General features: G+C 63.3%; 22 protein-coding genes. 10 read left to right on the forward strand and 12 right to left on the reverse strand.

Features of this window, described 5'->3' with window-relative positions; genetic code table 11:
* Nucleotides 1-113: 113 nt before the first annotated feature.
* From dacB to M1D87_RS08270, 8 genes are all read right to left on the reverse strand, one after another.
* Nucleotides 114-1,571, reverse strand: coding sequence for a D-alanyl-D-alanine carboxypeptidase/D-alanyl-D-alanine endopeptidase (dacB, locus tag M1D87_RS08235; protein WP_013971678.1), 1,458 nt, complete (start codon nt 1,569-1,571; stop codon nt 114-116).
* A gap of 186 nt (nt 1,572-1,757) precedes the next feature.
* On the reverse strand, nt 1,758-2,102 hold the full coding sequence (locus tag M1D87_RS08240; RefSeq protein ID WP_004376110.1) for a YggL family protein: 345 nt from the start codon (nt 2,100-2,102) through the stop codon (nt 1,758-1,760).
* Between the two features lie 41 nt (nt 2,103-2,143).
* Nucleotides 2,144-5,776 (reverse strand): ATP-binding protein, encoded by a 3,633-nt coding sequence (locus M1D87_RS08245; protein WP_123085921.1) that lies wholly within the window; start codon nt 5,774-5,776, stop codon nt 2,144-2,146.
* A gap of 8 nt (nt 5,777-5,784) precedes the next feature.
* Nucleotides 5,785-6,402 (reverse strand): response regulator transcription factor, encoded by a 618-nt coding sequence (locus M1D87_RS08250; protein WP_015269505.1) that lies wholly within the window; start codon nt 6,400-6,402, stop codon nt 5,785-5,787.
* 283 nt (nt 6,403-6,685) lie between these two features.
* Nucleotides 6,686-8,017, reverse strand: a complete 1,332-nt coding sequence (locus M1D87_RS08255) for a deoxyguanosinetriphosphate triphosphohydrolase (protein WP_421091696.1) — start codon at nt 8,015-8,017, stop codon at nt 6,686-6,688.
* Between the two features lie 145 nt (nt 8,018-8,162).
* The gene (locus tag M1D87_RS08260) at nt 8,163-8,492 is read right to left on the reverse strand and encodes a hypothetical protein (RefSeq protein ID WP_013971682.1); all 330 of its coding nucleotides are present in this window, start codon (nt 8,490-8,492) and stop codon (nt 8,163-8,165) included.
* The gene (locus M1D87_RS08265) at nt 8,489-8,863 is read right to left on the reverse strand and encodes a phage holin family protein (protein WP_013971683.1); all 375 of its coding nucleotides are present in this window, start codon (nt 8,861-8,863) and stop codon (nt 8,489-8,491) included. Before M1D87_RS08265 ends, M1D87_RS08260 begins: the two co-directional genes overlap by 4 nt.
* Nucleotides 8,864-8,872: 9 nt before the next feature.
* Nucleotides 8,873-9,187, reverse strand: a complete 315-nt coding sequence (locus M1D87_RS08270) for an ElaB/YgaM/YqjD family protein (protein WP_013971684.1) — start codon at nt 9,185-9,187, stop codon at nt 8,873-8,875.
* Between the two features lie 313 nt (nt 9,188-9,500).
* On the opposite strand from M1D87_RS08270, the gene M1D87_RS08275 reads away from it, so the two are divergent.
* The 5 genes from M1D87_RS08275 to M1D87_RS08295 all read left to right on the forward strand — a co-directional run bounded on the left by M1D87_RS08275 (nt 9,501) and on the right by M1D87_RS08295 (nt 12,870).
* Entirely contained in the window at nt 9,501-10,709 is a 1,209-nt protein-coding gene (locus M1D87_RS08275) for an ammonium transporter (RefSeq protein ID WP_015269506.1), read from the forward strand.
* 71 nt (nt 10,710-10,780) lie between these two features.
* Nucleotides 10,781-11,020, forward strand: a complete 240-nt coding sequence (locus M1D87_RS08280; protein ID WP_004376101.1) for a glutaredoxin family protein — start codon at nt 10,781-10,783, stop codon at nt 11,018-11,020.
* A 108-nt stretch (nt 11,021-11,128) separates the two neighbouring features.
* Nucleotides 11,129-11,560, forward strand: coding sequence for a D-Ala-D-Ala carboxypeptidase family metallohydrolase (locus M1D87_RS08285; RefSeq protein ID WP_123085920.1), 432 nt, complete (start codon nt 11,129-11,131; stop codon nt 11,558-11,560).
* Between the two features lie 65 nt (nt 11,561-11,625).
* A complete protein-coding gene (locus tag M1D87_RS08290) occupies nt 11,626-11,934 on the forward strand; it encodes a transcriptional regulator (RefSeq protein WP_421091695.1) in 309 nt (102 codons plus the stop codon).
* 51 nt (nt 11,935-11,985) lie between these two features.
* Nucleotides 11,986-12,870, forward strand: coding sequence for a pseudouridine synthase (locus tag M1D87_RS08295; RefSeq protein ID WP_015269509.1), 885 nt, complete (start codon nt 11,986-11,988; stop codon nt 12,868-12,870).
* A gap of 241 nt (nt 12,871-13,111) precedes the next feature.
* Here the strand turns inward: M1D87_RS08295 and M1D87_RS08300 are convergent, their stop codons facing one another.
* The 3 genes from M1D87_RS08300 to acnA form a co-directional block, all read right to left on the reverse strand.
* Nucleotides 13,112-14,677, reverse strand: coding sequence for a methyl-accepting chemotaxis protein (locus M1D87_RS08300; RefSeq protein WP_123085919.1), 1,566 nt, complete (start codon nt 14,675-14,677; stop codon nt 13,112-13,114).
* Between the two features lie 198 nt (nt 14,678-14,875).
* The gene (locus M1D87_RS08305; RefSeq protein WP_123085918.1) at nt 14,876-15,652 is read right to left on the reverse strand and encodes a CPBP family intramembrane glutamic endopeptidase; all 777 of its coding nucleotides are present in this window, start codon (nt 15,650-15,652) and stop codon (nt 14,876-14,878) included.
* Between the two features lie 199 nt (nt 15,653-15,851).
* Nucleotides 15,852-18,593: an aconitate hydratase AcnA gene (gene acnA / locus M1D87_RS08310; RefSeq protein WP_421091694.1), complete on the reverse strand. Its 2,742-nt coding sequence runs from the start codon at nt 18,591-18,593 to the stop codon at nt 15,852-15,854.
* Between the two features lie 216 nt (nt 18,594-18,809).
* Between acnA and rlmM the strand changes: the two genes are divergently transcribed.
* From rlmM to pdxB, 4 genes are all read left to right on the forward strand, one after another.
* Entirely contained in the window at nt 18,810-19,874 is a 1,065-nt protein-coding gene (rlmM, locus tag M1D87_RS08315; protein WP_123085917.1) for a 23S rRNA (cytidine(2498)-2'-O)-methyltransferase RlmM, read from the forward strand.
* 665 nt (nt 19,875-20,539) lie between these two features.
* A complete protein-coding gene (locus tag M1D87_RS08320) occupies nt 20,540-20,854 on the forward strand; it encodes a hypothetical protein (protein ID WP_461241469.1) in 315 nt (104 codons plus the stop codon).
* Nucleotides 20,835-21,077 carry a sulfurtransferase TusA gene (tusA, locus tag M1D87_RS08325; RefSeq protein WP_003248727.1) on the forward strand — a complete coding sequence of 81 codons (243 nt, stop codon included), beginning with the start codon at nt 20,835-20,837 and terminating at the stop codon, nt 21,075-21,077. Before M1D87_RS08320 ends, tusA begins: the two co-directional genes overlap by 20 nt.
* Before the next feature lie 60 nt (nt 21,078-21,137).
* Entirely contained in the window at nt 21,138-22,280 is a 1,143-nt protein-coding gene (gene pdxB / locus M1D87_RS08330; RefSeq protein ID WP_123085242.1) for a 4-phosphoerythronate dehydrogenase PdxB, read from the forward strand.
* A gap of 176 nt (nt 22,281-22,456) precedes the next feature.
* Here pdxB and M1D87_RS08335 read toward each other — a convergent pair whose 3' ends face one another.
* Nucleotides 22,457-22,630: a PA1571 family protein gene (locus M1D87_RS08335; RefSeq protein WP_013971693.1), complete on the reverse strand. Its 174-nt coding sequence runs from the start codon at nt 22,628-22,630 to the stop codon at nt 22,457-22,459.
* Between the two features lie 212 nt (nt 22,631-22,842).
* Between M1D87_RS08335 and M1D87_RS08340 the strand changes: the two genes are divergently transcribed.
* Nucleotides 22,843-24,606, forward strand: a complete 1,764-nt coding sequence (locus tag M1D87_RS08340) for an ABC transporter transmembrane domain-containing protein (protein ID WP_123085244.1) — start codon at nt 22,843-22,845, stop codon at nt 24,604-24,606.
* The last annotated feature ends 251 nt before the right edge of the window (nt 24,607-24,857 follow it).

The following is a 24,857-nucleotide window of genomic DNA, read 5'->3' on the forward strand; positions in this document are numbered from 1 at the left end:
TGCCGGCCCGTTCGCGGCTAAAGCCGCTCCCACAGGGACATCACAGGTCTTGAACCCTGCACTGTACATGTAGGAGCGGCTTTAGCCGCGAAGAGGCCGGTACCGGCTAACGATCAGTTGGCCGCAGTACTGCCGGCCAGTTTCGGCTGGCGGTACAGGTCCAGCAGCACCTGGTCGAGCACCTGCGAGGCGCCCCACGGTTTCGGATCGTTGAGGATCGCCGCCACCGCCCAGGTATGGCCGTTGCTGTCGCGGCTGAAGCCTGCAATTGCCCGCACGGTATTCAGCGTGCCAGTCTTGATGTGCCCTTCGCCGGTCATGGCGGTACGCTTCAGGCGCTTGCGCATGGTGCCATCCATACCCACCAGCGGCATCGAGCTCATGAACTCGGCAGCATAAGGGCTCTTCCAGGCAGCCTGCAGCATCGCGGCCATCTCCCGGGTGCTGACCCGTTCGGCACGCGACAGGCCGGAACCGTTTTCCATTACCAGGTGCGGCGCGGTAATGCCCTTCTTCGCCAGCCACTGGCGCACCACACGCTGGGCGGCGCGGGCGTCGTCACCGTCGGCATCGGTGCGGAACTGCGCGCCAAGGCTCAGGAACAGCTGCTGGGCCATGGTGTTGTTGCTGTACTTGTTGATGTCGCGGATCACTTCCACCAGGTCTGGCGAGAAGGCTCGGGCCAGCAGGCGAGCGCCCTTGGGCACGTTCTCGAAGCGGTCGCCACCCTGGATGCTGCCACCCAGCTCGTTCCAGATCGCGCGCACGGCACCGGCGGCGTAGGTCTGGTGGTCGAGCAGCGACAGATAGGTCTGGGAGTTGCAGCCGTCACCCAGCTGGCCACTGACCGTTACGCTGATGCCATCGGCCTGCTGCACCGGGTTGTAGCGCACGTCACCCGAGCACTGTCTGGAGGCTACTGCCTTGACCTGGTTGTCGATGCGGATGCTGGCAATCGGCGGTTCGACTGCGATGGTTACCTTGCCGCCATCGTTGCGGGCCACGAAACGCAGGGCCTTGAGGTTGACCAGCAGCGAGTCGGGCTTGACCAGGAACGGCTTGTTCTCATCGCCGCCGTCGTCGTTGAACTGCGGCAGGTTGGGCTGCACGAAATGGCTGCGGTCCAGCACCAGGTCGCCGGTGATGGTGCGCACGCCATTGGCGCGCAGGTCACGCATCAGCAGCCACAGCTTTTCCATGTTCAGTTTCGGGTCGCCGCCACCTTTGAGGTACAGGTTACCGTTGAGTACACCGTTGCTCAGGGTGCCGTCGGTGTAGAACTCGGTTTTCCACTGGAAGGTCGGGCCGAGCAGTTCGAGGGCGGCGTAGGTGGTGACCAGTTTCATGGTCGAGGCCGGGTTGACCGAGACATCGGCATTGAACACGGTCGGTGTGCCGGGGCCGTCCAGGGGCAGCATCACCAGCGACAGGGCAGAATCCTGCAGCTTGTTGGCCTTGAGGGCCTGCTGCACCTTGGCAGGCAGCGTGGTGTTGACGGCGGCGGCCTGGCTGGGCAGGGCGAGTGGCAACAGCAGGCCGGCAAGAACGAGGGGACGAAGCGTTTTGATCATGATCGATAAATACCCTACGGCGAGGGAAAAGGGCATTGGGGCTGTAAGGAATGATGGCCCCAGGGTGAAAGAATACGCATTATGCCCCAAGCGCAGCGACGATGCGCCACGTTCGACGGAAAAGCACCCCCAATAAAAAAGGCCACCCCTGAGGGTGGCCTTTTCAGCGATCGAGCCGGGCCGGTATTACTCGGCCTTGTTGATCGGCTTTTCCGGGTACCAGGCGTCCAGCAGCGGGCTGACCTCGATCTTGGTCAGTTCGCTACGGCCTTTGAGCCAGGCTTCAACGGCTGCACGCTGTTCTTCGCTGACCGAGCCGCGTTTGACCGAGCACACCAGGCCGAAATCGTCACCGCCTACATAGTCCAGGCCATTGGCGTCCATGGCTTCTGCCAGGAACGCGTCGAGGAAAGCATCGATTGCCTGGTCATCCAGATCTTCCTTGAATTCCAGGTTCAGCTCGAAGCCCAATTCCTGAAACTCGTCGACACACAGCTTCTTGCGCAGACGACGGGAGCGGTTTGTGGCCATGAAACAATCCTCTTAGGTAATAACGCCGCGCAGTCTACCAGTTAACACGCCTGGCTGCCTGCCTGTGTGCAGGTACCTGTGGCCAGTTCCCTGGCCAGGGCACGTTCTACCCGGCACATATGCCGCGCCAGTGCCTGGCGCCGCAGGCGTAACTGGATGGTAGGCAAGCCGCTTGCCTCGAGGGCTTCGCAAGCTTTCATCAGCTCGGGGGCTTCCAGCATCCGCGCGGCACTGAGCACCTTGTGCGCCTGTTCGGCAATGGCATCGCTGTCATGCTGCGGATGCAATGCCATCAAGGTGGCCAGGTCGGCCTGCAGGCTCTGCTGCAACGCCTGCAGGAAACGCTGGCGATCGTTCGGGTCATGCCCGACCACCGTGGCCAGGCCGTCCAGGTGGTAGAGCTTGCGGCGCGGTTTCTGCTGGCAGCGTGGGCGGATATTGGCAAGACGCTGGCTGAGCGTGCCCAGGCTGATGGGCTTGAGCAGGCAGTCGTCCATGCCGGCGCTCAGGCACTTGCGGCGTACCTCCGGCTGTGCGTTGGCGGTGTAGCCGAGAATGGTGCAGCGCTGCCGCTTGCCATGGCGTTCCTCGGTACGTACGGCAGTGGCCAGCTGGTAACCGTTCATGTGCGGCATGTTGCAGTCGAGCACCAGCACATCGAAGTCGCCCGCCCGCCAGGTAGCCAGGCCTTCGCGACCGTCTTGGGCGCTGGTGTGCTCAAGCCCCAGGTAGCCAAGCTGCTGTGCCATCAGTTGCAGGTTGGCCGGGTGGTCGTCGATCACCAGCACGCTCAGCCGTGGGTCGGGCACGTCGAGGTTTTCGATCAGCGGGGCCGGCTGCGCTGCTGCGTCAACCCGCAGCAGCGGCATCTTCAGGCGCACCTGGGTGCCGACATCCTCCAGGCTCTTTATGGTCAGGCTGCCGCCCATCATCTCGCAGAGGTTGCGACAGATGGCCAGGCCCAGCCCGGTACCTGCACGGGCGCTCTGGCTATGCGGGTTGGCCTGGATGAACGGATTGAACAGGCGCTGCAGGTCGTCGGCGTGGATACCGATGCCACTGTCGCGCACTTCCAGCTCCAGCACTGCGGGGGTAGTGCTGCCGTCGTCCACCAGGCCGACGCATATGCGCACCTGGCCATGCTCGGTGAACTTGATGGCGTTGCTTACCAGGTTGGACAGGACTTGCTTGAAACGCAGGGGGTCGAGCATGGCATGGCAGCGGGCGGCCGGTGCGATGATCACCTCCAGGGCCAGGCCTTTCTGCCGGGCCTGGCCCTCGAAAATGCGCCCCACCGACTCGACCAGGGCCGCCAGGTCGACGGCCTCCGGGGCGAGGGACAAATGCCCGGACTCGATGCGCACAATGTCGAGGATATCGCCGATCAGGCCCAGCAGGTCCTTGGCCGAATGGTGGGCCAGCTCCAGCGCACAGCGGTCTACACGGCCTTGGTCGGCGCGCTTGACTGCCAGCTCGAGCATGCCGATGACGGCATTCATCGGGGTGCGGATTTCGTGGCTGATGGTGGCCAGGAACGTGCTTTTGGCGCGGTTCGCATCATCGGCCTGCTGCTTGGCCTGGCGCAGCTCCATGACCAGATGGCGGCGCTCGCTGATGTCGATCCAGCCACCGATGATGCCCTGCACCTCACCCAGTGAGTCGCGGTACGGCAGAATCCAGTGGTAGATGGTCATCTCCCGGCCCTGGATCCGAAGTGGCCGGTCCATGATCAGCGGCGAGCCTTCGGCCATCACCTTCAGATAATCGGCGTGGATCTGCCGGGTCTGCTCGTAATCGGCGAACAGGCTCCCCTCCAGGTTTTTGCCGATGACCTCCTCGGAGCGGGCCTGCACGGCTTCCAGGTAGCTGTAGTTGCAGCTTTGCAGTCGGCCCTCGCGATCACGCACGTACATGGGGTGGGGCGTGCCGTTGAGGAGGGCGCGCATGAACGCCAACTGGTCGTTCAGCGCCCGTTCGGCGCGTTGCCGCTGGCGAATCTGCAGGCGCAGGCGGGCATTCCACAACAAGGCCAGCAGCAACAGCACGGCGGTGCCCAGTACCACCTGTATCGCCAGCCGGCGGTAGCCGTGGTCGTTGCCATCCTCGTGCAGGCTGAAGCCGCGCCAACGGTTGTTGATGACCCCGAGTTCTTCCGGCGAGATGCTCAGCAGCGCCTTGTCGAGGATCGACACCAGCGCTTGTGACGGGGCGCTGGTGGCCATGGCGAAGGTGGCGGGTTCGCTGCCGACGGTGGCCCGGATGACCAGTTCGGGATTGCCAGCCAGGGCGTGGTTGGCGTCGATCAAGGTGGTGATCACCGCATCGACGGCACCACTGTTGAGCAACGCCATGGAATAGAACGAGCTTTCGGTCTCGACCCAGCCGATTTGCGGATAGTGCCGCGACAGCATGGCGTCCATGGCACTGTAGCGGGTAATGGCGATGCGATGACCCTGCAGCTGTTCCAGCGAGGTGAAGGGTTGTTTGTCCTTGCGGCTGACCAGCACATAGGCGCTTTCCAGGTAGGGTTGGCTGATTTGCAGGTCGTCTTCGTTCATCCCGCCGCTGGCCAGTGCAGCAATGACATCGGCGCGGCCATCCTTGAGGCGGGCAATCATGTCGGCAAGGCCGCTGGCGCGCTGCACTTCGAAACGCAAACCGGTGCGCAGGCGAAGGAGCTCGAGCAGGTCGGCGGTGATGCCGCGAAAATGCCCCGAGCCGTCGAAATAGGAGACCGGTGCAGCGGTGTCATCGATTGCAACGCGCATCACCGGGTGGTCTTTCAGCCATTGTTCTTCGGTGTCGGTCAGTTGCAGCTTGCGGTCGGTCAGCAGCAGGTCGCTACCAGCGCTCCAGCGCTTGAAGATGCTGGCGCGTATGGCCGAGGTCTGTCTGTCCAGGGTGGCGTTCACCAGATCCATCAGGACCCGGTCCTCGCGGCGCAGGGCAAAACCGAAGCCGATGGCCTCGTGCTTGCCGAAACTGGCCATGCGCAGGCGCGGCAGGTGGCCGCGATTGAGCTGGTAGTGGGTGGAAATGGTATCACCGATGAACACGTCGGCCTGGCCGAACGCCACGGCACTCAGGGCCTGGCTGGACGAGCCGAAGGCCAGAAGCTCGGCCTTGGGGTAGGCGCTGTTCACCTCCTGCCGGGGCAGGTAATGGTAGAGCATGCCCAGGCGCATGCCGCCCAGGCCCGTGTCCAGCGCCCGGCTTTCGTCCTCGCGCGTTACCAGCACCGGTTGGTCGATGGCATAGGGGGCCGACAGGGCCAGGCCATCGCTGGCCGCTTCGTAGCCGTTGGAGCTGCCAAGGAGGTCGATATCGCCCTGCCGGAGCGCCTCGACCGCCGCTTGCCGGCTGGAAAAGCGCAGCACCCGCACGGGCAACTGCAGGGCCTTGCCGATCAGGCTTGCGTACTCGGCGGTAAGGCCCTGGTAGTCGCGGCCCCCACTGGTGATGTCGAACGGCGGGTAGTCTGGTGCCGAGGTACCCAGCACCAGTTCCTGACGGCCTTCGAGCCATTGCCGTTGTTCGTCCGTGAGCGCTGGTAATGCCGGCCTGGCCGATGAGCGTGCCAGCAAGGTATAGGATGAAGCCTCGTGATGGGTAGCCTGTGCCACGCCGCTGAACAGGAGCAGGGTGAGCAGTAGGCGAGCGATACTGTGCGCCATGACTACCCTCAGACCAGCGCGTTGCGTTTGGCCATTTCAATCAGATCGACCAGCGTATTGACCTGAAGTTTGTGCATGAGGCGCTTCTTGTAGGTACTGACGGTCTTGCTGCTGAGGAACATGCCTTTGGCAATTTCCTTGTTGCTGCGGCCTTGGGCGAATAGTTGCAGCACCATCAGTTCGCGGTCATTCACCTGACGGAAAAGTTGCAGGTCGGCATCTACCGCCTGGTTATGCTTGATTGCCTGGCTGGGGAAATAGTTGTAACCAGCCAGCACGGCCTTTACTGCACTGAGCAGTTCGCTCAGGTCCTCCTGCTTGCACACATAGCCTGCAGCACCCGAGTGCATGCAGCGTACGGCAAACAATGCGGGAGATTGCGCGGTCAGTACCAGTACCTTCAGGGGCAAGGCCATGGCCTGGAACCGGGCAAGCACCTCCAGCCCGTCCAGTTTGGGGATACTGATGTCGAGGATGACCAGGTCTGGAGCGGCTTCGCGAATCATCTGCATGGCGTCCACGCCGTTGTCCGACTCGCCGACAATCTTGTAATTCTGGTTTTCCAGCAACATACGAACGGCCAGGCGGATGACGGGATGGTCGTCGACGATAAATATGGAATGCATGTTCAACTTCCCTGCGGGCGATTGAGGGTGACAGGCGGCACCTTATCGCAGTTGAAAGTCATCGGGCATGCGAGGAAGGGCTATTAGCCCTATATGGGAAATGGCTTACAAGATAAAACAATTCGGGCTACGAAATAAGCGCGTTTAATTCATTGTCAAAGCGTGATTGGTAACTTTTCATTTACTTTTATTCGTGCCGTTTAACTTATCGCCAGTATATGTAGGAAGTTTCCCACAATGTGCGGTGCAGCTACGGGCGATGTCCGGGCTGCACCGGCAGGGCTCAGGTCGGGCTGGAGCGCCCGGTCATTTCCCGGGCCATTTCACTGGCATAGCTGTCGGTCATCCCCGCGATGAAGTCGATCATGCGCAGGAAGGCGCTGTGCAGCGAGCCGTGTGGGTCGGGGGCATTGTTGCCGATCAGATCCAGTACCCGGCGGCTCTTGAATGAGGGCGTGCGTCCACCGTGCTGCTCGAGGGCAGCCCCGCAGAAGGTGTTCAGCAAGATTTCCAGCGTGGTGTAGGCGCCGATCTCGTGCAGGGTCTTGCGCTTGTCCTGGAAGATCTTGTTGCGTGCCATGTCCTTGGCCTGCAGCACGCAGCGCTTGGCCGGGCCGTGCATGTGTTCGACCAGGTCGCCCGCCAGCTGCCCGGCCAGCAAGGCTTGCTGCTGCTCGACGAAGGCACGGGCGGCAGCATTGGTCAGGTGCTCGATGGCCTTGCCACGCAGGATCGCCAGCTTGCGCCGCCGGGAATCGCCAGGGCCGAGCTGACGGTAGGTTTCCGGCAGATCATCGCCGACCAGGTTGAGCAGCAGTGCTTCGACTTCGGCGTATTGCAGCAGCTCCATTTCCAGGCCGTCTTCCAGGTCGATCAGCGCGTAGCAGATGTCATCTGCAGCCTCCATCAGGTAGACCAGCGGGTGGCGCGCCCAGCGTTGGTGTTCCAGTTGCGGCAGGCCGAGCTTGCGGGCGATCTGCTCGAGCAGCGGCAGTTCGCTCTGGTAACTGCCGAACTTGTGCTTCTTGTAGCCCAGGGCGTCGGCGTGGCGTGCGCTCCACGGGTATTTCAGGTAAGTGCCGAGGGTGGCATAGGTCAGCCGGGTACCGCCGTCGAACTGGTGGTACTCCAGCTGGGTGAGTACGCGAAAGCCTTGGGCGTTACCTTCGAAGTTGAGGAAGTCGGCGCGCTCGTCGTCGCTCATGTCGTCCAGCCAGCCACGCCCGGCGGCCTGCTGGAACCAGTGCCGGATGGCGTCTTCGCCAGAGTGGCCGAACGGTGGGTTGCCGATGTCATGGGCCAGGCAGGCCGATTGCACGATCATCCCCAGGTCGCTGGGGGCGCACCAGTCCGGCAGGCTGTCGCGCAGGGTTTCGCCGACGCGCATGCCCAGCGAGCGGCCGACGCAGCTGACTTCCAGCGAGTGGGTCAGGCGTGTATGGATATGGTCGTTGCTCGAAACCGGGTGCACCTGGGTCTTGCGCCCGAGGCGGCGAAAGGCACCGGAGAAGATGATGCGGTCGTGGTCTTTGTGGAAGGGGCTGCGCCCGAGTTCATCGGCGCTGTACAGGGCTTTGCCCAGGCGTTCGCGGGTGAGCAGGGTGTGCCAGTCCAAGGCGCGGTCTCCTGTAGGTCGAAGGCAGCAGCATATCCTGTAGGAGCAGCCTTGTGCTGCGAAGAGGTCCGTTTGATCGATACAAATTCCTCGCCGCTCCCGGCCTCTTCGCAGCACAAGGCTGCTCCTACAAGGATCGCGATGGTCAGGGGCGGCGGCTGCCTTGCAGGTACAGGCGCAGCAACGGCAGCAGGCTGGTGCCCAGGCGCAACAGCCGCGCCAGGTTGCCGCTGCGCACGCCCTTGCCGGTGAGGAAGCCCAGCGCCACCACGGCGCCAATCCCCCACAGCGGCGCATGCTTGATGCCCAGCCCGTCGTGCAGCGAGCTGCCCATGCCGCGCACGCGGCGCAGTGGCTCAAGCAACTGCGCGGATTCGTGGCGGATTTCCTGGCGGTGCATTTCCATGCGCAGGCGCAGCAGCGCCTTGCGCAGTTCGCGCGGGTTACGGGTGTTTGGCAGTTCTGGCAGGCTCATGGCAACAGGCGCTCCCGGTCCTTGGCAAGTTCCTCGAGGGTGGCGCCGAAGGGCGACGACTCGTCGAACACCGCGGCCTTCAAGCGCAAGCCGCAATACAGCGCGGCTATGCCGTAGAACACGCACAGGCCAATGATGCCGGCCAGGCGATAGCTATCCCACAGCAGCACCAGCAACAGCCCGGACAACGCCGTCAGCAGAAGCAGGGCGAACACCAGGGCGAGGCCGGCGAACAGCAGCAGGCTCAAGGTGCGGCCCTTCTGCTCCTGCAATTCGATGCCGAACAGTTCGATGTGGCTGTGCAGCAGCCCCAGGGCAGCCGCCCCCAGGCGCTTGCCCGAGGCGCTGGCGCCGTTGGCGTCGTTCTCCATGGAAACCCCTCAGCGCCGGTTGGCCAGCAGGCCGATCAACAGGCCGACGCCAGCGGCAATGCCGATCGCCTGCCACGGTTTTTCCTGCACGTACTGTTCGGCACTGCTCAATGCTGCCTGGCCGCGTTCCCGCACCGAGTCCTGGGTCAGTTGCAGGGTTTCGCGGGCCTGGGTCAGGCGGTCGTGGATCTGTTCACGCAACTCGTCAGCCTGGTCGCCTGCCAGGTTGGCAGTGTCGGCCAGCAGCTTCTCGGTGTCGCGGACCAGTGCCTGGAAGTCAGCCATCAATATCTCTTGTGCAGTCTTTGCCGATTTGCTGGCCATGGGTATCTCCCTGTCGATGAGTGTTGGTAGTTCGAGTGATAGCACGCGCGGAAGGTTCAAGTACCGGCGCTGGTATGGGCCTTGCTAAGGCTTTGCCACGTTGCGGGGCGCCCTGGTCGGGTATTGCGCCGATTCAGGGCGTCAGCGCAGCGGATACCGATAAACCTTAACTCAATCCACGACAAACCCAAGAAAAAACCAAGCAGGCTCCGCCCGGTTCACCGAAACGGGGCAGGGAGCTGGCACCGATTCGGTGCAGGGATGCAGGTTCTTGAACTGTCCTGGTGCCTTTTTCAGCAGGTCTGCCTATTTCATGGAAAACATGCACAGCGCGATGGACTCTCTGGTCCACGGTTCAAACACCCTGTTCATTCTCATGGGCGCCATCCTGGTGCTGGCCATGCATGCCGGCTTCGCGTTTCTCGAAGTGGGCACTGTACGCCACAAGAACCAGGTCAACGCCTTGTCGAAGATTCTCAGCGACTTCGCTATTTCGGCATTGGTGTACTTCTTCATCGGCTACTGGATCGCCTACGGGGTCAGCTTCTTCCAGCCGGCGGCAGCGTTGGCGGCCGACCATGGTTATGCGCTGGTCAAGTGCTTCTTCCTGCTGACCTTCGCTGCGGCGATCCCGGCAATCATCTCCGGGGGTATCGCAGAGCGGGCGCGATTTGTGCCGCAGCTGTGTGCCACGGCGTTGATCGTAGCGTTCATCTACCCGTTCTTCGAGGGCGTGGTGTGGAACGGCAACCTGGGCGTCCAGGCTTGGTTGCAGGCACGCTTCGGCGCGCCGTTCCATGATTTTGCCGGCTCGGTGGTGGTGCATGCCATGGGTGGCTGGCTGGCGCTGGCGGCGGTGTTGCTGCTGGGCGCGCGCCGTGGGCGCTACCGCGATGGCCGGTTGGTGGCTTTTGCCCCGTCGAGCATTCCCTTTTTGGCATTGGGGTCGTGGATCCTGATCATCGGCTGGTTCGGCTTCAACGTCATGAGTGCCCAGACCCTGCAAGGTGTCAGCGGCCTGGTGGCGATCAACTCGCTGATGGCCATGGTCGGTGGCACCCTGTCGGCTTTGCTGGCCGGGCGTAACGACCCGGGCTTCCTGCATAACGGGCCGCTGGCCGGGCTGGTAGCGGTTTGTGCCGGTTCCGACCTGATGCACCCGATTGGTGCGCTGGCCACCGGCCTGGTGGCGGGTGCGCTGTTCGTCTGGACCTTCACCGCGGCGCAGAACCGCTGGAAGATCGACGATGTGCTGGGTGTGTGGCCGTTGCATGGCCTGTGCGGCGTATGGGGTGGCATGGCCTGCGGCATCTTCGGCCAGGAGGTGCTGGGTGGCATGGGCGGTGTCAGCCTGGTCAGCCAATTGCTGGGCAGCCTGATGGGCGTGGTGGTGGCATTGGCCGGCGGTTTTGCCGTGTATGGTGCAATCCGCGCGTTGCATGGGCTGCGCTTGAGCCATGAGCAGGAATTCCAGGGCGCGGACCTGTCGCTACACCGTATCGGCGCCACCAGCCAGGATTGAGCCAGGTCAGGTGCACTGTGGGCAGGACGGACCTAGAATAGGTTTCTCCCTGCCAAAGCGGACTTGCCCCCATGCTGCCTGAATGCCAACTGTTCGGCACCCTCGGCTGCCACCTGTGTGAAGTGGCCGAGGCCGTGCTGATGCCCTTCGTCGATCATGGCCTGCTGGTGGAACTGGTCGACATTGCCGAGAACGAAACTCTGTTCGAACGCTATGGCCTGATCATTCCGGTGCTGCGCCGTTGTGACAACGGCGCCGAGCTGCACTGGCCGTTCGATGCCGAACAGGTGGTGGCGTTTCTCGCGCAGTAATTGCGCAAGGGGAGGTCTGTCCCTGCTCCATGCGGTGTGCAGCGTTGTGATGATCCGCTGCCGGCACGTTGAGGCCGGCATCCTTCACCGGTCATCAGGAATCCAGCCATGCGCATTACCCCCCATTTCACCCTCGATGAAATGACTGTTTCGCAGCTCGCCGCCAGGGAAGGGCTCGACAACAATCCTCCAGCCGAGGCGCGTGCCAACCTGCAGTTGCTGTGCAATGCACTGGAGCAGGTGCGCGCGCTGTTCGGCGCACCGGTCATCGTCAGCAGTGGCTATCGCAGCCCCGCAGTCAATCAGCGCATTGGCGGGGCGCTGACGAGCAAGCATCTGCAGGGGCTGGCGGCTGATTTCACGGTGATTGAAGTGACCCCGCGCGAGGTTGTGCGACGGATCAGCGAAAGCACCATCCCCTTCGACCAGCTGATCCTCGAATTCGATGACTGGGTGCACCTGGCCGTGTCGCGCGGCGCCCCTCGGCGCCAGGTGTTGACCATCCGTAAAGGCACCGGCTATCTGCCGGGCCTGCAATGAAGCGCATTGACGGCGGCAAGGGGATATTCGTATGCTGTATATAAATACAGTGTCGAGGTGAAGCCATGCTCAATGTCGAGCAACTCAAGTACAGCGTCAACCGCATGCCCGTCGAGCGGGTTGCCGACGCTGTTCTGGAACTGCGCCTCGAAGGCCTTGTGACCGACGACCGCACGCCGTTCGGCAAGGTTCACTTCAATACCTGCTTCGCCGAGATCGAGGCCCTGTTCCAGCGTGCCGACTATCACCGCGGGCTGGATGTGGTGGGGTATCAGGGGTTGCTGTATGCCCTCTACGACCCTGGGCGCTGGGAGCCGGTGCAGGTGTTGCGCTGGTTGAAGGAGCGCTGCGAGGTCATTGCCCAGGCTGGTTGAGGGCGCGGGCTTGGGGGATAATGCGCGGCCGTGAACGTTTCGAGCCCTGCCATGACCACGCCTTTCGACCCCGCCCGCCAGCAAGCCAGCACGGTGTGCCTGCCCCCCGGTAACTGGGCGACGGTGCTCGACTGCCTGTGTGACCATTTCAAGGCCATCGACCGCGCCCAGTGGCTCGATCGTTTTGCTCGTGGCCGGGTGCTTGATGCCGAAGGGCGGGCGGTTTCTGCCGAACTGCCTTACAAGCGCGGTATGCGATTGCACTACTTCCGTGAGGTGCCGAACGAGCGGCCGATCCCGGTGCAGGAGGCCATACTGCATGTGGATGAGCACCTGGTGGTAGCCGACAAGCCGCATTTCCTGCCTGTGACGCCGACTGGTGAATACGTCGAACAGACCTTGCTGCGCCGCCTGATCCGCCGCCTGGGCAACCCGCATCTGGTGCCGTTGCACCGTATCGACCGGCATACCGCCGGGCTTGTGCTGTTTTCCGCCAACCCGCAGAGCCGCAGTGCCTACCAGCGGCTGTTCCCCGAACGACGCATCGACAAGCGCTACCAGGCAATTGCGGCGGCCATGCCGCAGCACGATTTCCCGCTGGTGCACAAAAGTCGCCTGGTACATGGCGAGCCGTTTTTCCGCATGCACGAGGTAGAGGGGGAGGCCAACAGCGAAACCCTGGCCGAAGTGCTGGAAAAGAATGGCGAGCTTTGGCGTTACGGGCTGTCGCCGGTAACTGGCAAGACCCATCAGTTGCGCGTGCACATGGCGGCGCTGGGGGCGGGGATCTGCAATGACCCGTTCTATCCGCAGCTTCTCAACGACGAGGACGACTACCAGCGGCCGCTGAAGTTGCTGGCGCAGAGCCTGCGCTTTGCAGACCCGCTGAGCGGGGAAGAACGCTACTTCGAGAGCTGTTTGCAGCTGGATTGGTAATGCTCACGCGCTCGTTGCATGAGCAACTGTCGTGAATGCACTCTGACGGCTTGCGCGGCCCCCTGTGGGAGCGGGTTCACCCGCGAAGAAGCCTGCGCGCTGGATGGCACCGGCTTCGCCGGTGTTCGCGGGTGAACCCGCTCCCACAGTGATCGCGCAATCTTTTGGATTTTGAGCAAGACAGTTACTCTCACAGGTACGGCGCAGGTATAAAGTGCATGCCGTACCTGTGGAAGCCGCCTTAGCGGTTGAACCGCTCCACCAGCGAGTACTGGGTACCCGCCGTACTGGTCAGCTCTTCGCTGAGCAGCGCCGAGTGCTGGGCCTGTTCGGCAGTCTGGTCGGCCAGGTCGGCGATGGTGCTGATGTTGCGGCTGATCTCGTCAGCCACTGCAGTCTGCTCTTCGGTCGCTGCAGCAATCTGGGTAGCCATGTCGGTAATGTTGGCCACCGCTTCACTGATACCCACCAGCGCCTCGTCGGCCTGCATCACACGGTCTACGCCTTCCTGCGCCTGGCGATGGCCGGTTTCCATGGTCAGTACGGCATTGCTGGCGGTTTGTTGCAGCTTGGCGATCAGGCCGTGGATCTGCCCGGTGGATTCGGCAGTGCGCTGGGCCAGCTGGCGCACTTCGTCGGCCACCACGGCAAAGCCTCGGCCCATTTCACCGGCACGTGCCGCTTCGATGGCCGCGTTCAGCGCCAGCAGGTTGGTCTGGTCGGCGATGCCCTTGATCACATCGACCACGCCACCAATCTCGTCGCTGTCCTTGGCCAGTTGCGTCACCGTCTGGCCGGTTTCGCCCACCGCCGCCGACAGGCGCTCGATGGCCTCGCGGGTTTCACCGGCAATCTGCCGGCCCTGGCTGGTCAGGCGGTTGGCTTCCTGGGTGGCATCGGCGGTGCGCTGCACGTGGTTGGCCACTTCCTGGGTGGTGGCGGCCATCTGGTTGACCGCAGCGGCAACCTGCTCGGTCTCCACCCGCTGGCGCTCCAGGCCCGAAGAGCTCTTGTGCGCAAGCGCGTCAGACTGGCGCGCCTGTTCGCTGAGGTGTTCGGCGCTGTCCTGCAGGCGGGTCAGGCAGGTTTTCATGCGCGCGTCCTGGCTGAGCATGGCCATTTCCAGGCGCGCCTGCACGCCCCGGCTGTCGGTGTACATCTGCGCGATCAGCGGGTCGGAGGTGGTTTGCTCGGCCAGGCGCAGCAGGCGCTTGAGGCCGCGCTGCTGCCAGCTCAGGCCCAGCAGGCCCAGCGGTACGGAAAGCCCGGCAGCCAGGGCGAAGCCCCAGGAATGGCCCAGCCAGTTGCCGATCAGGAAGCCCACCTGGCTGATCAGGATGAACGGCAACCAGTCCTGCAGCACCGGTAGCCACTTGTCTCGGCGCGGTACCGGCGGCTTGCCCTGGTTGATGCGCTTGTACAGCGCCTCGGCGCGGCGGACCTGCTCGGCGGTGGGCTTGACCCGCACCGATTCGAAGCCGACCACCTGGTTGTTGTCGAAGATCGGCGTGACATAGGCGTTGACCCAGTAATGGTCGCCGGACTTGCAGCGGTTCTTGACGATGCCCATCCATGGCTGGCCCTGCTTGAGGGTTTGCCACATGTGAGCAAACACCGCTGGCGGCACGTCGGGGTGGCGCACCAGGTTGTGCGGCGCACCGGTCAGTTCTTCGCGGGTGAAACCACTGATCTCGATGAAGGCATCGTTGCAGTAAGTGATCACACCTTTGGCATTGGTGGTGGAGATCAACCGCTGCTGGGCAGGGAAAGTCCGTTCTCTCTGGGTAATCGGCTGGTTGTTACGCATGGGTTGATAGTCCGCAGGGCTTTCGACTGATATCGGCAAGCCGCTGGTTTTATTGAATGAATAATTAATGTGCTTGATCTGTGGCAACTGGCCATCGGTCGATCTGGATTAGCCAACGTGCACGTTCAAGCAATTTAGCGTCATTATTTCGTTTTTACTGCTGTTTAATGACGGATAAATCGAATGATGACCGAATGGCTAGCCAAGAGCCAGCATCGGATAGCTGAACAGGGTGAAATGCATCAGGTTCAGGCCAAAATGGCAGAGCACCGCCGCCGCCACGCCGCCCCAGCGGTACGCCAGGCCGTAGCCGATACCGGCAAGGGTTGCCAGGTACACCCATTGCCAGCCGGCCCCCAGGTGGGCCAGGCCGAACAGCAAGGCGGCGGCGAACAATGCCAGCCCTTGGTGGCGCAGCAGCCGTTGCAGGCCGGCCTGGATGTAGCCGCGGAATAGCAGTTCTTCGGTCAGGCTTACCAGCAGCAGGTTGTTCAGCAGCCAGAGCCAGGCTTGGTCGGGCCATTTCGGGGCCCAGGCCAGCATGCCCATTGCCCAGGCGCCGCCCAGGCAGGCAAGCAGTGTCAGGGGCAGGGCGTACAGCAGGCTGGTCGCCAGGCCCTGGCTGCGCCACAGGAACAGCCAAGGGCAGGCCAGCAGCAGCCAGGCGCCGATCAGGGGTTTGTCCAGGTTCAGGTACATCGTGAAAGGCAGGGCGCCAGGGCTGAGGACAACGCCGTCGATGACCTTGGCAGCGTTGAAGCCGGGCAGCCAGTGCAATGCCAGGGCTATGGCCAGTAGGATGAACAACGTGTGGCCGAGGGCTTGTTGCCAGCGCTGGGGGCGGCGAGCGAGCAGGGCGCTGGCAAGCAGGGCGAGAAAGGTTGGCAGGGTGGTGATGCCGAGGTTGCCCTGGCTCAGGGCGAGGGTGTAGCCGAGTGCCAGGAGTAAAAGTGCGATCAGGTGGAAGCGAGGCACGAGTGGTCCTTTTCGGGTAAACGGAAACGGGCCGCTACGCGTCGTCTGTAGGAGCGGCCTTGTGTCGCGATGGGCCGCAGAGCGGCCCCAAATTTCAGCTTCGCCGCCGCTATCCAGCGGGGCCGCTGCGCGCCCCATCGCGACACAAGGCCGCTCCTACAGGCGATCGGCGTGCACAGCAGCCCCAAGCATACGCGCCTCAACCAGCAATCAGCTGCCGCAACACATAATGCAATATTCCCCCCGCCTTGAAGTACTCCACTTCATTCACGGTATCGATCCGGCACAGCACCTCGATCTGCTCGTGCTGCCCATCCTCGCGGGTGATGCGCAAGGGCAGGCTCATGCCCGGGCGGATCTGTGTACCGTTCAAGCCCAGCACATCGATCTTCTCCTTGCCGGTCAGTCCCAGTTGCTTGCGGTTATGCCCGGCCTTGAACTGCAGCGGCAGTACGCCCATGCCTACCAGGTTGGAGCGGTGAATGCGCTCGAAGCTTTCCGCCAGTACCGCTTTGACCCCCAGCAGGTTGGTGCCTTTGGCGGCCCAGTCGCGGCTCGAGCCGGTGCCATATTCCTGGCCGGCGATCACCACCAGCGGCGTGCCTTCCTGCTGGTAGCGCATGGCCGCGTCGTAGATCGACAGCTTCTCGCCACTGGGCACGTGCAGGGTGTTGCCACCTTCTTCGCCCGCCAGCATTTCGTTGCGGATGCGGATGTTGGCGAAGGTGCCGCGCATCATCACTTCATGGTTGCCACGCCGTGAGCCGTAGGAGTTGAAGTCGTGGGGCTCGACGCCCTGCTCACGCAGGTAGCGCCCGGCCGGGCTGTCGGCCTTGATGTTGCCAGCTGGGGAAATGTGGTCCGTGGTCACCGAGTCACCCAGTAGTGCCAGGATCCGCGCACCCTGGATGTCGGTGACCTGCGGGGGTGGCCCGCCGATGTCGTCGAAGAACGGCGGATGCTGGATATAGGTAGAATCGGCCTGCCACACGTAGGTGGCCGCCTGCGGTACCTCAATGGCCTGCCACTGTGCATCGCCGGCGAACACTTCGGCGTATTCCTTGTGGAACATCGCCGTGTCTACCTTGGCCACGGCAGCGGCAATTTCCTGCTGGCTGGGCCAGATGTCACGCAGGTACACCGGTTGACCATCCTTGCCAGTGCCCAGAGGGTCGCGGGTCAGGTCCAGGCGTACGCTGCCGGCCAGGGCATAGGCCACCACCAGTGGCGGCGAGGCCAGCCAGTTGGTCTTGACCAGCGGATGCACGCGGCCTTCGAAGTTGCGGTTACCCGACAACACAGAAGCCACGGTGAGGTCGGCGCTGCCGATGGCTTTTTCGATCGCTTCATCCAGCGGGCCGGAGTTGCCGATGCAGGTTGTGCAGCCATAGCCGACCAGATCGAACCCCAATTGGTCCAGATAGGTGGTTAGCCCGGCGGCCTTGAAGTAGTCGGTGACCACCTTGGAGCCCGGCGCCAGCGAACTCTTGACCAAGGGTTTGCGTTGCAGGCCTTTCTCCAGGGCCTTTTTCGCCACCAGCCCGGCGGCCATCATCACGCTGGGGTTGGAGGTGTTGGTACACGAGGTGATTGCGGCAATCACCACGGCACCATCGCGCAGGGTGTGGGTCTGGCCTTGATGGCTGTAGTCGATCTCCCCAGCCTGGTCGGCGTTGCCCACCGCCACGCCGCCGCCACCTTCGCTTTCCAGGCGGCTGACCTCTTTGGCCAGCGGTTTGGGTTGCAGTTCGATGAAGTGGTCGAAGGCCTGGCTGACCTGGCCCAGGGCTACCCGGTCCTGCGGCCGCTTGGGCCCGGCCAGGCTGGCCTCGACCTCTTGCATGTCCAGCGCCAGGCTGTCGCTGAACAGTGGCTCCTGGCCCGGCTGCCGCCACAAGCCCTGGGCTTTGCAGTACTGCTCAACCAATTGCACCGTCGCCTCGGGGCGACCGGACAGGCGCAGGTAGTCCAGGGTCACTTGGTCGACGGGGAAGAAGCCGCAGGTGGCACCGTATTCCGGGGCCATGTTGGCGATGGTTGCCCGGTCGGCCAAGGGCAGCTCTGCCAGGCCGTCGCCATAGAACTCGACGAACTTGCCCACCACGCCCTTCTTGCGCAGCATCTGCGTCACCGTCAGCACCAGGTCGGTGGCGGTGATGCCTTCGCGCAGCTTGCCGGTCAGCTTGAAGCCGATCACTTCAGGGATCAGCATCGACACCGGCTGGCCGAGCATGGCTGCCTCCGCTTCGATCCCGCCCACGCCCCAGCCAAGCACGCCCAGGCCATTGATCATGGTGGTATGCGAATCGGTACCGACCAGGGTGTCGGGGAAGGCGTAGGTGCGGCCATCGGCCTCACGGGTCCAGACGGTGCGGCCGAGGTATTCGAGGTTGACCTGGTGGCAAATACCAGTACCCGGCGGTACCACGCGGAAGTTGTCAAAGGCGCTCTGGCCCCAGCGCAGGAAGGCATAGCGCTCGCCGTTGCGCTGCATTTCGATGTCGACGTTCTCGCTGAAGGCCTGCGGCGTGCCGTAGCGGTCGACCATCACCGAATGGTCGATCACCAGGTCCACGGGTGAAAGCGGGTTGATCCTCTGCGGGTCGCCGCCGGCCTTGGCCATGGCAGCGCGCATGGCGGCCAGGTCGACCACGGCCGGCACACCGGTAAAGTCCTGCATCAGCACCCGCGCCGGGCGGTACTGGATCTCGCGGTCGGAGCGTCGCTCGCCCAGCCATTGGGCGAGCGCGCGCAGGTCGTCGCCGGTGACAGTCTTGCCGTCCTCCCAGCGCAGCAGGTTTTCCAGCAGTACCTTCAGCGACATGGGCAGGCGCTGCAGGTCGCCCAGTTGGCGGGCGGCCTCGGTGAGGCTGAAGTAGTGGTAGGTCTGGTCGCCGACCTTGAGGGATTTGAGGGTATTCAGGCTATCGAGCGAGGGCATTGCCAACTCCTTCTGCGCCGGTGCCTGGCAAGATCTACCGGTGGCACCGCTGTGTATCGATCCGCACGGCACGGACCTGGCTGAAAGGTCAGGTTAGACCGCTTTGCGTCATCTGACCCTTTTCTGGACCGGCGGGGCGTGTCGCAGGTTCCGATCTTCCTTTATCATCGCCGCCCTGCCGGCGCCTGTGGCGCGCCAGCCGTAGTGGAGTGAGAAATGAATACCCTGTTCATGCATTGCCGGCCCGGTTTCGAGGGTGAGGTGTGCGCCGAAATCAGCGAACATGCCGCCCGCCTGGGCGTTGCCGGCTATGCCAAAGGCAAACCGCAGAGTGCCAGTGCCGAGTTTGTCTGTAGCGAGGAGGGCGGTGCCGAGCGCTTGATGGGGGAACTGCGCTTCAACCAGCTGATTTTCCCGCGGCAGTGGGCCCGTGGCGGTTATGTCGAACTGCCGGAAAGCGACCGTATCAGTGTGCTGCTGGCGCATCTGGCCGGGTTCCCGGTGTTCGGCAGCCTGTGGCTGGAGGTGCTGGACAGCAACGAAGGCAAGGAACTGTCCACTTTCTGCCGCAAGTTCGAGGTGCCGCTGCGCAAGGCCCTGGAAAAGGCTGGCCGCCTGGTCGACGACGCCAGCCGCCCACGCCTGCTGCTCACCTTCATCAGCGGCCGCCGGGTATTTGCCGGTGTTGCCCCGGCCAACAACAGTGCACTGTGGCCCATGGGCATCCCGCGCCTGAAATTCCCCCGCGAGGCGCCCAGCCGCTCGACGCTCAAACTGGAAGAGGCCTGGCACCAGTTCATCCCGCGCGAGCAGTGGGAGCAGCGCCTGAGCGATGACATGACCGGTGTCGACCTAGGAGCCTCGCCGGGTGGCTGGACCTACCAGCTGGTGCGCCGGGGCATGCTGGTGACCGCCATCGACAACGGGCCGATGGCCGAAAGCCTGATGGACACCGGGTTGGTTCAGCACCTGATGGCCGATGGTTTCACCTGGCAACCGAAGCAGCCGGTGGACTGGATGGTGTGCGACATCGTCGAGAAACCGGCCCGTACCACCTCGCTGATCGAGACCTGGCTGGGCGAGGGGCTGTGCCGTGAAGCTGTGGTCAACCTGAAGCTGCCGATGAAGCAGCGCTATGCCGAGGTACGCCGGCTGCTCGACCGCATGGAGGCGACCTTCAAGGCGCGCAAGATCAAGGTGTCGATTGCTTGCAAGCAGCTGTATCACGACCGCGAGGAAGTGACCTGCCATCTGCGCCGGTTGGACTTGAAACCGCGCTAGCACAGCGAACCGCTTTGCTCTTGCTCTTGCTCTTGCTCTTGCTCTTGCTCTTGCTTCGGCTTTTGCTTCTAAGCGCGCGATAGTTCAGACGCCGCCGATTGCGACTTCAGGAGGCCGAGCGAAGGGACTGCGGAGGGAGGTGACGGGCATGGATGCCCGTCAAGCGCTGAGGCCCCATGGATGGGGCCTGCAGCGCGTACTCCCGGGAGCAGGCCCGTAGCGAGGGAACCCCGGAGCGCAGCGTAGGGGCCGGATGATAGGAGCCAGCGTTTTTTGGTTACTTTTTGTCGCGTTTGACAAAAAGTGACCCGCCGTAAGGGCGGAAAGGTGAATAAGCGCCACCTTCGAAAATGAATGTTGACCTTGTTGTTGATGCCCACGCTTGAAAGCGAAGAGCGAAGAGCGAAGAGCGAAGAGCGAAGAGCGAAGAGCGAAGAGCGGAAAAGTACTGGTCTTGATCTCGCGCATAGTCCATTTACGATGGCGACGCTTACTCACCTTTTCGCCCTTACGGCGAGTCACTTTTTGTCAAACGCGACAAAAAACGCTGCGCTCCCATCATCCGGCCCCTCCGCTACGCTACGGGGTTCCCTCGCGCCGGTCTTGCTCCCGGGAGTACGCGCTGCAGGCCCCATCCATGGGGCCTCAGCGCTTGACGGGCATCCATGCCCGTCACCTCCCTCCGCAAAACCTCTGCTCGGCCTCCTGAAGTCGCGAAGATCAAGATCAAGAGCAAGAGCAAGAGCAAGAGCAAGAGCAAGAGCAAGAGCAAGAGCAAGAGCAAGAGCAAGAGCAAGAGCAAGAGCAAGAGCAAGAGCAAGAGCAAGAGCAAGAGCAAGAGCAAGAGCAAGAGCAAGAGCAAGAGCAAGAGCAAGAGCAAGCTCAGGGCTTGTCTTCACAGGCGGTGCTTGGACCACGTCGCGCGATGCGCGACAATAGCGATCATTTGCGGAGTCCCCCATGACCGATTTCACCCCTGACGCCATCCTCGACGCCACCGGCCTGAACTGCCCGGAACCGGTAATGATGCTGCACCAGCACGTGCGCAACCTGGCCGCTGGCGGCCTGCTCAAGGTCATCGCCACCGACCCCTCGACCCGCCGCGATATCCCCAAGTTCTGCAACTTCCTAGGCCACGAACTGCTGCAGCAGCAGGAAGACGCCGGTACCTTCCTGTACTGGATCCGCAAGAAAGCCGACTGAACCGCTCTGGAACACGCCCGGCGTTGCGCCTACACTGCGTTCCCCAGACAGGAGAGCGCCATGCTGATAGTTGCCGACGAGAACATCCCGCTGCTCGATGCATTCTTCCAGGGTTTCGGCGAAATCCGCCGTTACCCCGGCCGAAGCCTCGATGCCGCCAGCGTAAGGGACGCCGACATTCTACTGGTGCGCTCGGTGACCAAGGTCGACCGCCAGTTGCTCGAAGGCAGCCGCGTGCGCTTCGTCGGCACCTGCACCATCGGCACCGACCACCTCGACCTGAACTACTTTGTCGAAGCCGGCATCCGCTGGAGCAGCGCACCGGGCTGCAATGCCCGCGGCGTGGTCGATTACGTTCTGGGCAGCCTGCTGACCCTGGCCGAGCTGGATGGCGTGGCACTGCCCGAGCGCGTGTATGGCGTAGTGGGCGCGGGTGAGGTGGGTGGCCGCCTGGTGCGGGTGCTGCACGGCCTTGGCTGGAAGGTACTGGTATGCGACCCGCTGCGCCAGGCCGCCGAGGGCGGTGACTACGTCAGCCTCGAGACCATCCTGCAACAGTGCGATGTCATCAGCCTGCACACCCCCTTGCAGCGTGGCGGCGAGCACCCGACCTGGCACCTGCTGGGCCAGGCGCAGCTGGCGCAGTTGCGCCCCGGTGCCTGGCTGGTCAACGCCAGCCGTGGCCCTGTAGTGGACAACGCCGCCCTGCGCGAACTGCTGCTGGACCGCGAAGACCTGCATGCGGTGCTGGATGTGTGGGAGGGGGAGCCGCAGGTCGACCTGCAACTGGCCGACCTGTGCACATTGGCTTCGCCGCACATTGCCGGCTACAGCCTCGACGGCCGCCAGCGTGGTACGGCGCAGATCTACCAGGCGCTGTGCCGCTTCCTCGGTGTGGATGAACAGGTGCAACTGGCCGACCTGCTGCCCCGGCCGCCGCTGGCGCAGATCGAACTGGATGCCAGCACCGACCCGGCCTGGGCCTTGGCCACCCTTTGCCGCGCAGTGTACGACCCACGCCGCGACGATGCCGATTTCCGCCGCAGCCTCAGCGACGACCCGCAGCAGCAGCGTGCAGCGTTCGACCAGTTGCGCAAGCAGTACCCGCCACGGCGCGAGATCGAGGGGCTGGCGGTGCGCTTGCGCGGGGAGTCGCCGCAGTTGGCGCAGCTGGTCAGTGCCTTGGGTGGGGTGTTGGTCTGACAGCCTTTTGAAAGCTGTGCCGGCCTCTTCGCGGGTAAACCCGCTCCCACAGGTAGCCCGCTGACCTCAAGGCTTGTGTTGTCCCTGTGGGAGCGGGTTTACCCGCGAAAGGGCCGGTACAGGATTCAGGCAAATAAAAACCCGGCGCAAGCGCCGGGTTGCAAGGAATTCGCCGATCAACCTTTACGTACGCGCTCTACCCGGCTTTCTTCCAGGGCCTTGCAGGCCTGCTGGATCATCTGCTCGGTGATCGGTACTTCGCGCCCCTTCGCATCGATGATCGAACCGCACACCTGCGGAGGTGGTGTGGTCCGGGGCTTCTGGTTGTCGCTGCCATGCTGCAAGCTCATGTATTGTCTCCTCATCAGGTTCAAGCGCAGGTTAACCCTGTGCCGTGACTGGCCTGTGACAGTGCCTGCAGGGTCACGGCAGGCACAGTCCAACAGAAACGGCAGTAAAGCTCCATAGCCTGGTTAGACCGATAGGCTATAGCAACCCTGCAAGGGTTCCACAGGCGTGGATGAGTGGTAGGCTGCGGTTTCCCACCATTGTGGTCAGCGCCATGCCCGAATCGGTTTCCCCACGTCAACGCCGCGCCTTGCGCCTGGGTTGGCAGTTTGTCCGTCCTTACCGTCGCCAGATGCTGCTGGCCTTGCTGGCCCTGGTAGTCACCGCCGCCATCACCCTGTCCATGGGCCAGGGCATTCGCCTGCTGGTGGACCAGGGCTTCATGACCCGCTCCGCGCATCAGCTCAACCAGACCATCGGCCTGTTCCTGCTGCTGGTGTTGGCCCTGGCGGTGGGTACCTTCAGCCGCTTCTACCTGGTGTCGTGGATCGGCGAGCGCTGCGTGGCCGATATCCGTCGAGCCGTGTTCGACCACCTGATCGGCTTGCATCCCGGGTTTTTCGAAGACAACCGCAGCTCCGAGATCCAGTCGCGCCTGACCGCCGACACCACCTTGCTGCAATCGGTAATCGGCTCTTCGCTGTCGATGTTCCTGCGCAACGCGCTGATGGTCATCGGTGGTGTGGTGTTGCTGTTTATCACCAATCCCAAGCTCACCAGCATCGTGGTGGTGGCCCTGCCGCTGGTGCTGGCGCCGATTCTGCTGTTTGGCCGCCGGGTACGCAGCCTGTCGCGGCAGAGCCAGGACCGGGTAGCCGATGTGGGCAGCTATGTGGCCGAGACACTCGGGCAGATCAAGACCGTGCAGGCCTACAACCACCAGGCGCATGACCGCGAGCTGTTCGCCGGTACGGTCGAAGCGGCTTTTGCCGTGGCCCGGCAGCGTATTGCCCAGCGTGCCTGGCTTATCACCCTGGTGATCATGCTGGTACTGGGAGCGGTGGGGGTGATGTTGTGGGTTGGCGGCATGGATGTGATCGCCGGACGCATTTCCGCGGGCGAACTGGCCGCGTTCGTGTTCTACAGCCTGATCGTCGGCAGTGCCTTCGGCACCCTCAGCGAGGTAATCGGCGAGTTGCAAAGGGCGGCGGGCGCCGCCGAGCGCATTGCCGAACTGTTGGCGGCGCGCAGTGCAATCCTGCCGCCCGCCGTGGCGCAGGTGCTGCCGCAGCAGCGGGCCAGTGGGCGTATCGAGCTGCAGCAGTTGGTGTTCGCCTATCCGTCACGGCCCTCGGTGGCGGCTGTCGATGGCCTCAGCCTGGCCATCGAGCCGGGGCAGACCGTGGCACTGGTGGGCCCCTCGGGGGCGGGCAAGTCGACCTTGTTCGATTTGTTACTGCGCTTCTATGACCCCCAGCAGGGGCGCATCCTTCTCGATGGCAAGGCGATCACCGAACTTGACCCCGATCACCTGCGCCAGCAGTTCGCCCTGGTGGCACAGAACCCCTCGCTGTTTCGCGGCACGGTCGAGGCCAACATCCGCTATGGCCGGCCCGAGGCGACCCTGGCCGAGGTCGAGGCAGCCGCCCGGGGTGCCCATGCCGACGCATTCATCCGGCAATTGCCGCAGGGCTACCAGACGCCGCTGGGCGAGGGCGGCATCGGCTTGTCCGGCGGGCAGCGGCAGCGCCTGGCCATTGCCCGTGCGTTGCTGGTCGATGCGCCGATCCTGTTGCTGGACGAAGCCACCAGCGCACTCGACGCACAAAGCGAACACCTGATCCAGCAGGCGCTGCCCAGCCTGATGGCCGGGCGCACCACACTGGTGATCGCCCATCGTCTGGCTACAGTCCAGCATGCCGACCGTATCGCGGTCATCGACAAGGGCCGGCTGGTGGCGGTGGGGACGCATCGCCAGTTGATCGAAGAGAGCCCGCTTTATGCGCGGCTGGCGGCCTTGCAGTTCAACACGGGGTAGCTTGCAGTGGCCTTGTAACATTTCTGTAGTATTTGCCTGAGAGTATCTAGCTCAACTGTTGCGTAAGTGCTCGACCTGGCTGCCATTGCTTGATGGCAGCCTTTTTTTGGCCTGCCCGCAATCGGGCTGCGTTGCGCCTTGTTGCCAGCTTGCGCGGCCCTCCGGTCTTCCTCCTGCTTTCCGAGATCCAAGATGTTGCGTAAATCCCTCAGAGTGCAAATTCTCTCCCTGCTCGGCGGCAGTCTGGTGGC

The sequence above is a fragment of the Pseudomonas sp. SA233 genome (assembly GCF_054792385.1).

Coding starts and splice junctions, on each gene's coding strand:
- M1D87_RS08320 (WP_461241469.1), top strand. CDS start 20,540: ATGCCCGTCACCTCCCTCCGCAAAACCTCTGCTCGGCCTCCTGAAGTC.
- M1D87_RS08260 (WP_013971682.1), bottom strand. CDS start 8,492: ATGAGCCTGCCAGAACTGCCAAACACCCGTAACCCGCGCGAACTGCGC.
- M1D87_RS08335 (WP_013971693.1), bottom strand. CDS start 22,630: ATGAGCTTGCAGCATGGCAGCGACAACCAGAAGCCCCGGACCACACCA.
- rlmM (WP_123085917.1), top strand. CDS start 18,810: ATGAATACCCTGTTCATGCATTGCCGGCCCGGTTTCGAGGGTGAGGTG.
- M1D87_RS08275 (WP_015269506.1), top strand. CDS start 9,501: ATGGAAAACATGCACAGCGCGATGGACTCTCTGGTCCACGGTTCAAAC.
- M1D87_RS08250 (WP_015269505.1), bottom strand. CDS start 6,402: ATGCATTCCATATTTATCGTCGACGACCATCCCGTCATCCGCCTGGCC.
- dacB (WP_013971678.1), bottom strand. CDS start 1,571: ATGATCAAAACGCTTCGTCCCCTCGTTCTTGCCGGCCTGCTGTTGCCA.
- M1D87_RS08290 (WP_421091695.1), top strand. CDS start 11,626: ATGCTCAATGTCGAGCAACTCAAGTACAGCGTCAACCGCATGCCCGTC.
- M1D87_RS08280 (WP_004376101.1), top strand. CDS start 10,781: ATGCTGCCTGAATGCCAACTGTTCGGCACCCTCGGCTGCCACCTGTGT.
- M1D87_RS08285 (WP_123085920.1), top strand. CDS start 11,129: ATGCGCATTACCCCCCATTTCACCCTCGATGAAATGACTGTTTCGCAG.
- acnA (WP_421091694.1), bottom strand. CDS start 18,593: ATGCCCTCGCTCGATAGCCTGAATACCCTCAAATCCCTCAAGGTCGGC.
- M1D87_RS08270 (WP_013971684.1), bottom strand. CDS start 9,187: ATGGCCAGCAAATCGGCAAAGACTGCACAAGAGATATTGATGGCTGAC.
- pdxB (WP_123085242.1), top strand. CDS start 21,138: ATGCTGATAGTTGCCGACGAGAACATCCCGCTGCTCGATGCATTCTTC.
- M1D87_RS08295 (WP_015269509.1), top strand. CDS start 11,986: ATGACCACGCCTTTCGACCCCGCCCGCCAGCAAGCCAGCACGGTGTGC.
- M1D87_RS08340 (WP_123085244.1), top strand. CDS start 22,843: ATGCCCGAATCGGTTTCCCCACGTCAACGCCGCGCCTTGCGCCTGGGT.
- M1D87_RS08300 (WP_123085919.1), bottom strand. CDS start 14,677: ATGCGTAACAACCAGCCGATTACCCAGAGAGAACGGACTTTCCCTGCC.
- M1D87_RS08240 (WP_004376110.1), bottom strand. CDS start 2,102: ATGGCCACAAACCGCTCCCGTCGTCTGCGCAAGAAGCTGTGTGTCGAC.
- M1D87_RS08245 (WP_123085921.1), bottom strand. CDS start 5,776: ATGGCGCACAGTATCGCTCGCCTACTGCTCACCCTGCTCCTGTTCAGC.
- M1D87_RS08265 (WP_013971683.1), bottom strand. CDS start 8,863: ATGGAGAACGACGCCAACGGCGCCAGCGCCTCGGGCAAGCGCCTGGGG.
- tusA (WP_003248727.1), top strand. CDS start 20,835: ATGACCGATTTCACCCCTGACGCCATCCTCGACGCCACCGGCCTGAAC.